The organism is Arthrobacter sp. D5-1 (genome assembly GCF_017357425.1).
Classification (GTDB): domain Bacteria; phylum Actinomycetota; class Actinomycetes; order Actinomycetales; family Micrococcaceae; genus Arthrobacter.
On record NZ_CP014571.1, the window covers coordinates 3451953 to 3464868 of the forward strand.

A 12916-nucleotide genomic window follows, 5' to 3' on the forward strand; every position below is an offset into this window, starting at 1 on the left:
TAGCCATGGACAAGTTCTTCAGCATCGTCAGGGGCTTCGGCCTGAAGCGTGGACCGCAACGCTGGCTGGGCGGGATCTGCGGAGGAATCGCGGCCAAGCTCAGGGTGGACGTGGCATACGTCCGGGTGGCATTCCTGCTCTTCTGCCTGCTGCCGGGACCCGCGTTCGTGATCTATATCCTTGGCTGGCTGATCCTGCCGGACCAGAACAATAAGATCGCCCTCGAATCGTTCATCAGCCAGCGTTCCCGGTAAGTCCCGGTCACAAAGCACACGAAGCGTCCCGCCACCAGGCGGGGCGCTTCCTTTGTTTTCAGACACGTTTCCACTACCGCACGGCCGGGTTCAAAAGTAACCGTTTGTGTCCCACCCCACATGCGCGTCTACAATCATGGGGAGCTCAGCGTGGCGCTCTGCACGTATTCCTCCAAGCCATGAGTGAGCAAACATGAAAATTGGCATTCTGACCAGCGGTGGCGACTGCCCCGGCCTCAACGCAGTGATCCGGGGAGCCGTCCTCAAGGGCATCGCCATCCACGGCCAGGAATTTGTGGGCTTCCGTGACGGCTGGCGTGGTGTTGTGGAAGGTGATGTCATTGACATCCCCCGCACCATGGTCCGCGGTATCGCCAAGCAGGGTGGCACCATCCTGGGCACATCCCGCACCAACCCGTTTGAAAACGGCGGTGGCCCGGACGTCATCAAAGCCCACATGGAACGCCTGGGCATTGACGCGATCATCGCCATCGGCGGCGAGGGAACCCTGGCAGCGGCCAAGCGCCTCACCGATGCAGGCCTGAAAATCGTCGGCGTCCCCAAGACCGTGGACAACGACCTCGATGCCACCGACTACACCTTCGGCTTCGATTCACCGATGCAGGCCTGAAAATCGTCGGCGTCCCCAAGACCGTGGACAACGACCTCGATGCCACCGACTACACCTTCGGCTTCGATACCGCAGTCCAGATCGCCACGGAGGCCATTGATCGCCTCCGGACCACCGGGGAGTCCCACCACCGGTGCATGATCGCCGAAGTCATGGGCCGCCATGTCGGCTGGATCGCCCTGCACGCCGGCATGGCCGCCGGCGCCCATGCCATCCTGATCCCCGAGCAGAAGGTCAGCATCGAGGAGATCACTGAGTGGGTCCAGGAAGCCCACGATCGTGGCCGCGCGCCCCTGGTAGTGGTTGCTGAAGGCTTCGTTCCGGAACATATGGAGTCCCCGCACTCCGAGCGCGGGCTGGATACCTTTGGCCGTCCCCGCCTCGGCGGCATCGCGGACCAGCTGGCCCCCGAGATCGAGGCCCGCACGGGCATTGAAACCCGCGCCACGATCCTCGGCCACATTCAGCGCGGTGGCGTCCCCACCGCCTACGACCGCGTTCTGGCAACCCGCCTGGGCATGGCCGCCATCGACTCCGTAGTGGACGGACGATGGGGCACCATGGTGGCCCTCAAGGGAACGGACATCTCCCACGTAGGCTTCGAGGAAGCCCTGGGCAAGCTCAAGACCGTACCGCAGCACCGCTACGACGAAGCGTCTGTGCTTTTCGGCTAGTCGGTTAGGCTGAATCCATGACTCTTGAGCCCACGTCCGCTGCCATTATCCAGCTGGCGTGGGCTCGCCATTTGGGGCTCGACGACGACGCTTTCGCCACCGCCGCAGCCCGGCTCACCAACTCGACAACGGACCCCGGCGACCCCGCACACCGCATCACCCGCGTGGACGAATCAGCCCGGGCAGTGGTCTTCCTCAGGCTCTTCGGAGTTTCCGCGATGGTGGGGCCGCAGTGGGCCTTGGACGCCGCCGTCGGACTTCCTGATACAGAGCTCGCCCAACACGTGACCCTGCTGACCCTGACCCGGTCCCATGGAGGGCACGGGCTGGGATCAACGGCCCTGTTCTTCGCTGACGATTTGCCGCTGCAGCAACCTTCCGACGACCTCACAGTCTCCCGGGGCAACCCGGAGGCCATCAGCCTTGAAGGGCAGTGCCCTCCGGACGATGTCAATGAGGTGGGGCTGCAGGGCCTGGAACACCGGTTCACCATCATGCACCCTGACGAGGCACCGCCCACCCCCGTGGCCTGCGGTGCCTACTCCGAATGGGAAGGCATCCTGGCCAACATGGGCGTTCTGGTGGCGCCTCCGTGGCGTCGCCGCGGCTTGGGAACCCTGGCGGCGTCCATTGCAGCCCACGAAGCATTGGCGTCCGGGCTGACCCTCCAGTGGAAAGCCGATGTCAGCAACACCGGAGCGCTCGCGATGGCCCGCAGCCTTGGCTTTGCCACGGGTGGGCTCCACGCTGGCGTGCTGCTCGGCTGATTCCCCCAGATTTTGTCCACCTGATGCCCTTGAGGAGTCTTCTTCAGGGCATCAGGTGGACAAGACCCTAGGTGTTGAGGTCAGCCTTGGCAGTTTCCGGCGCGGATGCGGACCTGCCGCCCCAACCCTTTACTGACTTCGGCTTCCCAAAGAACAGCGCCACCACCGCGCCCAGCAGGATCGCGCAGGCGGGCAGCAGGATGGACTGGCTCATCGCCGTCGAGAATCCTGCATGAAGGGCTTCCGGCAGTACGCCGCCCATGGACGCTTCGCCCACGGGAGCACCGGCCGGGGCTGCGGGCAATTCCGCGGAGAGCCGCGACTGGATCAGGGCAGCGATGGCCGCTGAACCCAGGACAGCACCGATTTGGCGGGTGGTGTTGAAGACACCGGAGCCTGCACCGGCCTGCCGCGGTTCCAGGTTGCGGGTGGTGGCGTTGGACACCGGTCCCCAGATGAAGGCGTTGGCAACACCTTGCAGCGCGCTGGGCAACAGGAACATCCAGATGGGAGTGTCCGGTCCCAGCAGGGCAGCGGTCCAGAAGAGGGCTCCTGCCATGCAGAGCAGGCCAAACGAGGCAAAGTATCGAGGATTCGCCCGGTCAATGAGCTTGCCTACGAACGGTGCCAGGGCACCGGAAATAACGGCCATGGGGATCATGAGCAGCGCCGACTGGGTGGGCGTCAATCCGCGGACCGTCTGGTAGTAGAAGATGGTTGGCAGCGGGAACGCCGTCACCGTGAAACCGACGGCCATGATGGTGGTGTTGCCCAGGGAGAAGTTGCGGTCCTTGAACAGGCCAAGTGGCAGCAGCGGTTCCCCGCCCCGGCGTTCAAGGAGCCATTGCCAGAGCACAAAGAGAACCAGGACCACCAGTCCGGTGATGATCAGCCCCCAAACGGTGACGAATCCGGTGACCGTTCCCCACTTGTAGGTCTGGCCTTCCTGGATGCCAAAGACCAGCAGGAACATGCCGACGGCGGACAGCACCACGCCGAGAACGTCGAACGAGTGCGTGTGGGTGGTCAGTTTCGGTACGAAACGCATCACCAGGATGAAGGCCACGATCCCAATGGGGACGTTGACGAAGAAGATCCATTCCCAACCCAGGCTGTCCACCAGCACGCCGCCAAGAATAGGGCCAACCAGCACGGCCATGCCGGCGGTAGCTCCCCACAGCCCCATGGCCGCACCGCGGCGGTCCGGCGGGAAGATTCGGGTGATGACGGCCATGGTCTGGGGCGTCATCATGGCTGCACCCAGGCCTTGGAGGACACGGGCGGCGATCAACATGGTGACGTCACCGGAGAGACCGCACCACAACGACGCAAGGGTGAAGACCACCAGGCCTATCAGGTAAAGGTTCTTCGGTCCGAACCGGTCCCCCAGCCTCCCGGTGATGAGCAGGGGCACTGCGTACGCCAGCAGATAGGCGCTGGTGACCCAGATGACGGCATTTATGTCCGTGTTGAGGCCCTCCATGATCCGCGGATTCGCGACCGACACGATGGTGGTGTCGATGAGGATCATGAAGAAGCCCACCACGAGTGACCACAGCGCGGGCCACGGCTTAGCTACGTTTTCCAAGGGATTCCTTTGGCTTGTGTGAAGTGTCTGATGGAGCCGGCAGGGGTTCGTCCCAGGGCAGGTGCCCGTTGCCCAACTCCTCGAGGAGGCCGCGGATCCACGCGATCTCCGTTCGGCGCATTGCTTGTTGATACGTGATGTCAATCCAGTACTTACGGGCAAGTCCCTTGGCCGTCACCGTGGCCTCCGCCCGGACCAGGAAGTCGAGATCGGCAGTGAGTGCTACCACCCGTTCTTCCAGCAGCTCCGCCACCGTGCTGGAAGGGAGGTGATGCGCTTCGGCGATGGCATGCGGAAAGAGTGGGTACTCGTTGACCGGGGTTGACAGCATGGCTTGGAGCCGGGCTTCCAGGGCGTCGTGTCCGGCGTCAGTGATCCGGTACGTGGTCCGCTCAGGACGGTTGCCCTCCCGTTCCGTGCCTGTTGCCTCGACCAGCCCGCTTTCCTCCAGACGGCCAACGGCGTGATAAAGCGTCCCTGGCCTGACCTTGACCAGGCGGTCCTCGTGCCGCGCCATCAGCACTTGATACATCTCGTAGGGATGCAGAGGTTGTTCCGCCAGGAGCGCCAGAGACGCGACACCCAAGGGGGTCAGCTCAGCAGCTTTGGGCATGCCAAACCTCTTTCCGCAAGTAATATTCCACCACAACTATTCCACGTGGAATATAGGGGCGCAAATAAGCCCGACCGCTGTGGGCGGTCGGGCTTGAGTGCTTGAGGACTCAGCCCAGGAGGGCCTGGATCTCCGTCCGCGCAAACATGGTTGCAGCATCACGCGCGGAGGGGGTTCCGGCGTCGGGGTCCGCTCCTGCATCCAACAGCGCCCGGGCGACGGCCGTGTAGCCCTTGAACACCGCCCCGGCAAGGGGCGTCTGGCCGCGGTCGTTGGCGGCGTTGACGTCCGCGCCGTGATGGAGGATCACCTGCACGGCTTCCTCGTGCCCGTGGTAGGCCGCAAGCATCAGCAGCGAGTCGCCGGCAGCGTTGGTCAGGGTTGCGGGAGCGCCCGCATTCAAGTAGCTCCGAAGCACGTCGGTGTCGCCTTCACGGGCAGCATCAAACAATGCATGGGCAAGGGCCAACGTTTCGTCGTCGACACCTGCGTCGTGGCCGGCAGGGCCTGTGGGCTGGCTCATCGGTGGGGTCCCTTCAGGAATCCGGTCTGGCGCCCGACAACCTGGCCGGCGTCGGGGGCGACGATCACTTCCTGGGCGGCAATGTACGGCTCCTCGCCATCCATCACCGTCAGGGACTCCTCCGCCGAAACGGAACGCTTGATCACGGCCAAAGCCACGGGTCCCATTTCGAAGTGCTGCGCCACCGATGTCAGAGTACCCACCTTGCGCTCCCCGGCAAATACAACACTTCCCACAGCCGGCAACGTGTGCTGCGAACCGTCCAACTGCAGGAACACGAGGCGGCGCGGCGGATGGCCCAGGTTGTGGACGCGGGCGATGGTCTCCTGCCCCTTGTAGCAGCCCTTGTTCAGATGGACCGAGGTCCTCAGGAGATCCAGTTCGTGGGGAATCGTCTTTTCGTCGGTCTCGGCACCCAGGCGCGGCCTCCATGCCGCGACCCGCAGGGCGTCCGCAGCCATCGCTCCAGCCAGGGGAAGGCCCTCAACCGTCTGCTCAAGCTCCGCCGCAGGGACGAGGTATTCGAACCACGGCCGCTCGAGCCCAGGGTGCGACTCCTCCGGGACAATGCTGTACGCATAGCCGCCCGGGCTGACATGCGGCCAGGGATCTTCCCACACCAGGCGGGACGAGAACTGCTCCACGGGCTTGGTGGCGCCAAGAACTGCCCACTGCTCCGAAGCGTCCTCAATCTCCACCCGAAGCATGAACTTCATCTTGTTCAGCCACTCGGCCAGAGGTGCAGCCTCTGCGGCCTCCACGATCAGCCAAGTGGTCTCGCCGTCGTCGATAACCCTGGCATCAAACTCGATGCGGCCCTGGACGCTGAGCAGCAGCAGTTCGCTGGCGACGCCAGGCTGGAGGTTGGTGAGCTGCTGCGAGGACAGCGTATTGAGCCAGCTGAGCCGGTCCGGTCCGGACACGGTCACCACACCCCGGTGGGAAAGATCGACGACGGCGGTGCCGGCTGCCAAGGCACGCTGCTCACGCAGCGGCTCGCCATAGTGGGCAGCGACGCCGGCGTCCAGGCCGGTGTCCTCGACGGCGCCAGGGCGCGACAACAGAGGGCTCGTGTAAGTCATATGTAGTAGAAGTCCTTGCAGCTCAGCAGTATTCCGGGGGTGGCGATATTTCAGGTCAGCGGTATTCAGGATTTTCGAAGTCGAACCGGGTACCCGCTTTCCATTCCTCCGGCAGGTTGCCGTAAGCCGGGATACCCCCGGCATCCCTGAGGATTTTGGCCATGTGCAGCAGGTTCCAGGTCATGAACGTGGTGTTCCTGTTAGTAAAATCACTCTCAGGACCACCCGATCCTTCGTCCAGATAGCTGGGACCGGGACCCACGGGACCGATCCATCCGGCGTCCGCCTGGGGTGGGATGGTGAAGCCGATGTGCTGGAGGCTGTACAGCACATTCATGGAACAGTGCTTGATGCCGTCCTCGTTGCCCGTGATGAGGCAACCGCCCACCTTGGGATAAAACGCCCATTGGCCGTTGCTGTTCAACTCGCCGGAGTGGGCATACAGCCGCTCGATGAGTTTCTTGGTTTGGGAGGAATTGTCACCCAACCAGATGGGGCCGGCCACCACCACGATGTCGGCCTCGCGGACATCAGGGTAGATCCCGGGCCACTCGTCCGTTGCCCAGCCATGCTGGCGCATATCGGGATAGACACCGCTGGCAATGTCATGGTCAACGGTCCGGACAAGCTTGGTAGTGACACCCTGCTTCTCCATGATGTCCCGGCTGATCTTGATCAGCCCGTCAGTGTTACTGGGTTGCGGTGAAGGCTTCAGCGTGCCATTGAAGAAGACGGCCTTGAGGCCCTCGTAGCCTTCGGGCTTGAGGTGGGTGTTCACTTTCTGCTCCTTCTGCTGGCTGCTTGCTGGAACGTCCGGTGAAGCCCCGGGTCAGGACACCTTGTGCAGGAATGCCGAGGCGTGGGCTTCGAGTGCTTTGCCGCTGGCAGCAACATCCCACCGCCACAGGAGGTTCCCGTCCACCAGGCCGAAGATCCGGGTGGCTGCGGTGTATTCCTTGGAGTGGCTCCCACGCATCACCATGTCGGTGCTCAGCTGGATCTGGGGTCCCTTGATCTGACCGTAGTAAAGCTCGGTGATGCCACCGGGGTGCGCAATCGACACCGAGATGTCGAAGCCGCCGTCTTTGTTGCGGCGCTCTTCCACATCGTCGGCGGTCTTGAGAACCGGGACGATGTCCGCAGGAATCAGGCCGGGTCCGCCGTCGCCTTCCTGGAGCTTCCGCTCCAAGGCCCAGAACCCGGTTTCGACAGTCAACGGACGCAACTTTGCGCCGTCGTCGTCACTGAGCCAGGTCTCGGCCCTGTACTGCAGGTAGGGCAAGCCATTATGGGTGAAGGAAACGTGCTGGACGAAATGCTCGGAATCCTCGTCACCGCTGCCGAGTCGGCCGCGTCCTTCCCACTCACCAATGAGCCAGGAAAGGGGGACGAGTTCAGGCGTCAGATCAGTAGGGATCTCAATAGGCACAACGACTACCTCTGTTGGAGAGCAGGACCGGAAAGTTTACTTCTGGCCCTTGAAAAGGCGGTAAACGACAAAACCTGCGAACCATGCCATGGCAACGCTGGCCAGGCCAAGGAGGACGAGGAAGAAGATTTCAAATGCGAGTACAGACATGATGCCATCCTAACCGTTAGTAGATGAGTAGTTTGTCTATGAAGTACACCAAGGCCCCCACGGCCCAGACGGGGGCAACTCCCATTCCCACGGCTGCCGGAATGTTCAGGCGGCCGCGCCGAAGGGTGGTCATCCGCCGGAAGGACACGAGGACGGAGCCAACCACCACGCCAACCAACGCCGCGGGAAGTACTGCAATATCAGAGAATACAAGACCGGCGAGGGGACCCATGAGTCCGGCCATGACGACACCCAGCGGAGCCACGATACGGTCAGGCCACCGGATGATTCCCACCATCAGGGCCACTGCCGCGCTCAGGCCGGCCACCAGGACCATTTCCTTCACTCCGTTGAACCGTGCGCCGGCAATCCACCCTGCGCCCAGGCAATTCAAGAGCACGCCGGCACAGCATCCGAGTGTTGATTCCAGGCGCTGCGCCTGCCCCGTTCCGCGGACAAGCTGGACAACGAAGACCGCCATCACGCCTACGGCAATGAAGGCCGGCGTCCCTTCCAGGAATCCAGGAGCCGGAAGGTAGGCTGCGGTCACTGCCGATCCCGCACCGGCCAACCCGATCACCGCCGCCAGCGTTTTCTTGGCAGGGACACCAAGGAAATGCGGCCAGCCAATCCCCACGGCCGCGGAGGCAGCAATGCCGACGCCCACCATGGCTTCCCGGGAAACGAAGGTGCTGGCCACGATGGCTGTGAGCGCCACGAGTCCAAATACCCCGATGCTCCAAGACTTCACTGTGTGCCGACCTCAATCCGATGCGCCTTACGACCTCTCGACAATCCTGCCTTATGCCGGCCCAATATGTCGTAATTCCGGTGTCCGCCCGTCACGAATCCATGTGTCGCAGGGCACTGATGGGTATACTCAGACTTCAACGGTGCACTGTATTGGCCTTGATCCCGTTACAACGGGCAGAGGCTGCCAATGCGCTGTGACCGGCCGGGAATCTCCGGTTTCGACGCCCGATGATGCGCGTACAGCCCATTGGAGGAACTATGTCGCACATCCTGCTCCTGACGAACAGCACCGGCTCATCGGTGGACATTTTGCCTGCCTTGGAGTTGCTGAACCACCGCGTACACATTCTCCCGGCAGAACCCACGGCCCTGCTTGAAACCGATCCCACGGACATCGTTTTCCTTGATGCCCGCAAGGATCTGGTGGGGGCCCGCTCCTTGACCCAACTGCTGAAAGCCACCGGGCTCAGCGCTCCACTCATGCTCATCCTCACGGAGGGCGGCATGGCTGCCGTCTCCTCGGCCTGGGCAGTGGATGACATTGTGCTGGACTCCGCCGGACCGGCCGAGGTGGAAGCCCGTATCCGCCTCGCCATGGCAAGGGCGGTTCCCGGCGAAGAGGAAACCCAGACGGAGATCCGTGCTGCCGGCGTCGTGATTGACGAAGCGAGTTATACCGCCCGGGTCAGCGGCCAGCCCCTGAACCTGACGTTCAAGGAATTTGAACTCCTGAAGTACCTGGCGCAGCACCCGGGACGGGTATTCACGCGCCAACAACTGCTGACCGAGGTCTGGGGCTATGACTACTACGGAGGCACCCGCACCGTGGACGTCCACATCCGGCGGCTCCGCGCCAAGCTCGGAGTGGATCACGAGAACCTGATCAGCACGGTCCGCAACGTGGGCTACCGGCTCACGCTGGTGCGACTCCCGGATGACGAACTCTCGGAGGCCTGAGCGGCCCCGGCACGATCCCCAAAACCTGACGACACATAAAAGAGGCCGGAATCCCTGCGGATTCCGGCCTCTTTCATCTTCTTGGTGGAGGACATACGGGTCGAACGTATCGAGGCCACCCCACTGGTGGATCCCCCCTGCGCTGGCTTAAGAAGCTGACTTACTGTGCCTCAAGTCACGCGCACCCGGAAAACTGGCCCGTCCTGATCATCGCCGGCGCCTTGGACCCCGATCTCCTCAGGGACGTCAAGACCCTCGCCGCCGCAGCCGGGGAGTCCGACGGGAACCCGCCTTTTTCGGAGCAGACGCTGGTGATGCTGCGGGGCGTCGATTCCGGAGACCACTCGGTCTTGTCCTTGGCCCTTTACGCACCGGACGAAGATTCCGATCCGGCCACGGCTGAAGACCTGGCGGGAATCGCCGTCGTCGTTTTGGCGCCCGACTCAAGCGGCGTGCTGGAGCTGGCCGTCCACCCGAGCTATCGCAACCAGGGTGTGGCCGGAAGGCTGCTGGGCGCCCTGCAGGACAAGCGGAGCCTCGACGGACTCAGCGCATGGTCGCATGGGAACCACGAGGCCGCCGCCGAGCTCGCCACCCGTTTCGGATACGGACCGGTCCGTGAGCTGTGGAAGATGCGGCTCATGTCCTCTGCGTCTGCACTGCCCGACGCCGGCCTCCCGGACGGGGTCTCTCTCCGCGCCTTCGTTCCAGGCCAGGATGAGCAAGCGTGGCTGGCAGCCAACCGCGCTGCGTTCTCCCACCACCCTGAGCAGGGATCGATGACCCTGGCGGACCTCGAAGCCCGGAAGGCTGAGGACTGGTTCGATCCCGCAGGGTTCCTCTTGGCCGTCAACACCGACGGGGAGCTCCTGGGTTTCCACTGGACCAAAGTCCATCCCCGGCAGGGTCCGCACCCGGCCATCGGCGAGGTGTATGTGGTGGGCGTTACTCCAGCGGCGCAAGGGCTGGGGCTGGGCAAGGCCCTGACGGTCGCTGGAATCAAGCACCTCCAGGAAAAAGGACTGCATGCAGTCATGCTGTACGTGGACGCCGACAACCAGGCAGCGGTAGCCCTATATCAGAAACTCGGTTTCGTTCGCTGGGACACCGATGTGATGTATGGACCTTTAACCAAAAATTAACCCGGCGTGATTGCCGGACGGAATGCCGGTGACATCTATGATTCGGGCAGCCCAATTGCTTGTAATGTGGGAGGAAACCCCGTCCTGAGCTTAGGAGAACCCCATGCAGCCGGACCCCGTCGGCACCGCCGGATCCACCTCGAAGGGTGCAACCTTGCCCCCACGCTTCGGATCTTCGGAAGTGCCGGCCTCGCGTGCCACCCAGGACCGCATCGATATTCCGGAATTCGCACCGAGCCTGGAGCCGGAAGGCGACATCTCTCCGGACCGTTTCCTGGACCGCGAGCTGAGCTGGCTGGCCTTCAACTCCCGTGTGCTGGAACTCGCCGAAGATCCTGAACTTTTCCTGCTGGAACGTGTCAGTTTCCTGTCGATTTTTGCCTCGAACCTGGACGAGTTCTTCATGGTCCGCGTTGCCGGCCTCAAGAGGCGTATCGCCACGGGCCTGGCTGTGCCCTCCCCGGCCGGGCTGAGCCCCATTGAGGTGCTGGAACAGATCAGTGAAGAGGCCCACAGGCTTCAGGAGCGTCACGCAAGGGTCTTCGCTGAGCAGATCCGACCTGCACTGGCTTACGAGCACATCCACATCATGCACTGGCATGAACTGGATGAGGATGCCCGCCACCGGATCAGCATCATGTTCCAGGAGAAGGTCTTCCCCATCCTGACACCGCTTGCTGTGGACCCAGCGCACCCCTTCCCCTACATCTCCGGCCTCTCCCTCAACCTTGCCGTGATCGTCAGCAACCCGATCAGCGACAAAGAGCTTTTCGCACGCGTCAAGGTACCGGACCAGCTTCCCCGCCTCATTTCCGTGGACGGACCGCGTGCAGGCGCCATTCCGGGCCGCGTAGCCCGGTTCATCGCGCTCGAAGAGGTCATTGCCGTCCACCTGGATAAGCTTTTCCCCGGCATGGAAGTCCTGGAGCACCACACCTTCCGTGTCACCCGCAATGAGGACCTGGAAGTTGAAGAGGACGACGCCGAGAACCTCCTGCAGGCCTTGGAGAAGGAACTGCTGCGTCGCCGCTTCGGCCCGCCGGTACGGCTGGAAGTCACCACGGACATCAACCCGAACATCAAGGCCCTGCTGATCCGTGAACTCGGGGTTGAAGAGTCCGAGGTCTACTCCGTTCCCGCACCGTTGGATCTCCGCGGACTGTCAGCCATCAGCGCCATTGACCGCGCGGATCTGCACTACCCCAAGCATGTCCCGCACACTTCCCGCTACCTTAACGAGTCCGAGACCTCGAAGGCCGCCAATGTCTTCGCCGCGATGCGCCGCAGGGACATCCTGCTCCACCACCCCTACGACTCGTTCTCCACCTCGGTCCAGGCTTTCCTGGAACAAGCGGCCGCGGATCCCAAGGTGCAGGCCATCAAACAGACCCTTTACCGGACGTCTGGTGACTCCCCCATCGTTGACGCCCTCATCGATGCCGCCGAGGCAGGTAAACAAGTCCTGGCCCTTGTTGAAATCAAAGCCCGCTTTGATGAGCAGGCCAACATATCGTGGGCGCGCAAGCTGGAACAGGCGGGCGTTCACGTGGTGTACGGCATCGTGGGCCTGAAAACCCATTGCAAGTTGTCCCTGGTGGTTCGACAGGAAGTGGACGGCCTCCGCCGCTACTGCCACATCGGCACCGGCAACTACCACCCCCGCACGGCCCGCTACTACGAAGACCTTGGCCTTCTGACGGCCAATGAACAAGTGGGCGAGGACTTGTCCAAACTGTTCAACCAGCTCTCCGGCTACGCGCCGAAGTCCACGTTCAAAAGGTTGCTCGTTGCGCCGCGGTCCGTGCGGGCCGGCTTGATGGACAGGATTGAAACCGAAATCCGCAACGCCCAGGCCGGCGTGCCCGGATTGGTACAGATCAAGGTCAACTCGATGGTGGACGAAGCCATCATCGATGCCCTCTACCGGGCCTCACAGGCCGGTGTGAAGGTTGACGTCGTGGTGCGCGGCATCTGCTCCCTGCGCCCTGGCGTGCCGGGACTCAGCGAGAACATCAGGGTCCGTTCCGTCCTGGGTCGCTTCCTTGAACACTCACGCGTCTTTGCTTTTGGCAACGGTGGCGATCCCGTGGTGTACATCGGCTCCGCCGACATGATGCACCGCAACCTGGACCGCCGCGTAGAGGCGCTGGTGCAGCTGGCCAGCAAGGAAGATACAGCTACCGTCATGGACCTGCTGCGTCGCTATGTTGATGACGGGACTGCCAGCTGGCACCTGGACGATCACGGACACTGGACCAGGCACCACTTGGACCAGGACGGCAAGCCATTGCTGGACATGCAATCCTGGCTCCTGGCCTCCCGTTCGCGCCAGCGGGCATCGGCACGGCGGTAG

12 protein-coding genes and 1 pseudogene are annotated in these 12916 nt (G+C 62.9%); 6 read left to right on the forward strand and 7 right to left on the reverse strand.

The genetic code is table 11. The features are described 5' to 3' along the window. Positions 1-5 precede the first annotated feature (5 nt). From AYX22_RS15895 to AYX22_RS15905, 3 genes and pseudogenes are all read left to right on the forward strand, one after another. Positions 6-254 carry a PspC domain-containing protein gene (locus AYX22_RS15895; protein WP_207594251.1) on the forward strand — a complete coding sequence of 83 codons (249 nt, stop codon included), beginning with the start codon at positions 6-8 and terminating at the stop codon, positions 252-254. Between the two features lie 193 nt (positions 255-447). Beyond that, a pseudogene (locus AYX22_RS15900) lies at positions 448-1559 on the forward strand (ATP-dependent 6-phosphofructokinase). Positions 1560-1576: 17 nt separating this feature from the next. Next, positions 1577-2326 carry a GNAT family N-acetyltransferase gene (locus tag AYX22_RS15905; protein ID WP_207594252.1) on the forward strand — a complete coding sequence of 250 codons (750 nt, stop codon included), beginning with the start codon at positions 1577-1579 and terminating at the stop codon, positions 2324-2326. A 67-nt stretch (positions 2327-2393) separates the two neighbouring features. On the opposite strand, the gene AYX22_RS15910 is transcribed toward AYX22_RS15905, so the two are convergent. From AYX22_RS15910 to AYX22_RS15940, 7 genes are all read right to left on the reverse strand, one after another. After that, positions 2394-3914, reverse strand: a complete 1521-nt coding sequence (locus tag AYX22_RS15910; RefSeq protein WP_207594253.1) for a DHA2 family efflux MFS transporter permease subunit — start codon at positions 3912-3914, stop codon at positions 2394-2396. Beyond that, positions 3898-4527, reverse strand: a complete 630-nt coding sequence (locus AYX22_RS15915) for a PadR family transcriptional regulator (protein WP_207594254.1) — start codon at positions 4525-4527, stop codon at positions 3898-3900. The genes AYX22_RS15910 and AYX22_RS15915 overlap by 17 nt, the downstream gene beginning before the upstream one ends. A 109-nt stretch (positions 4528-4636) precedes the next feature. Beyond that, entirely contained in the window at positions 4637-5050 is a 414-nt protein-coding gene (locus AYX22_RS15920; RefSeq protein WP_207594255.1) for an ankyrin repeat domain-containing protein, read from the reverse strand. After that, positions 5047-6132: a folate-binding protein YgfZ gene (locus AYX22_RS15925; RefSeq protein ID WP_207594256.1), complete on the reverse strand. Its 1086-nt coding sequence runs from the start codon at positions 6130-6132 to the stop codon at positions 5047-5049. Before AYX22_RS15925 ends, AYX22_RS15920 begins: the two co-directional genes overlap by 4 nt. A gap of 55 nt (positions 6133-6187) precedes the next feature. Continuing rightward, a complete protein-coding gene (locus AYX22_RS15930) occupies positions 6188-6910 on the reverse strand; it encodes a flavodoxin family protein (RefSeq protein ID WP_207594257.1) in 723 nt (240 codons plus the stop codon). A gap of 51 nt (positions 6911-6961) precedes the next feature. After that, the gene (locus AYX22_RS15935) at positions 6962-7561 is read right to left on the reverse strand and encodes an FABP family protein (RefSeq protein WP_207594258.1); all 600 of its coding nucleotides are present in this window, start codon (positions 7559-7561) and stop codon (positions 6962-6964) included. A gap of 166 nt (positions 7562-7727) precedes the next feature. Beyond that, positions 7728-8462, reverse strand: coding sequence for a permease (locus AYX22_RS15940; RefSeq protein ID WP_207594259.1), 735 nt, complete (start codon positions 8460-8462; stop codon positions 7728-7730). A 260-nt stretch (positions 8463-8722) separates the two neighbouring features. On the opposite strand from AYX22_RS15940, the gene AYX22_RS15945 reads away from it, so the two are divergent. From AYX22_RS15945 to AYX22_RS15955, 3 genes are all read left to right on the forward strand, one after another. Further along, positions 8723-9421 (forward strand): response regulator transcription factor, encoded by a 699-nt coding sequence (locus tag AYX22_RS15945; RefSeq protein ID WP_018776718.1) that lies wholly within the window; start codon positions 8723-8725, stop codon positions 9419-9421. A gap of 155 nt (positions 9422-9576) precedes the next feature. Further along, positions 9577-10563: a mycothiol synthase gene (mshD, locus tag AYX22_RS15950; RefSeq protein ID WP_207597614.1), complete on the forward strand. Its 987-nt coding sequence runs from the start codon at positions 9577-9579 to the stop codon at positions 10561-10563. Between the two features lie 103 nt (positions 10564-10666). Beyond that, a complete protein-coding gene (locus AYX22_RS15955) occupies positions 10667-12916 on the forward strand; it encodes an RNA degradosome polyphosphate kinase (protein WP_207594260.1) in 2250 nt (749 codons plus the stop codon).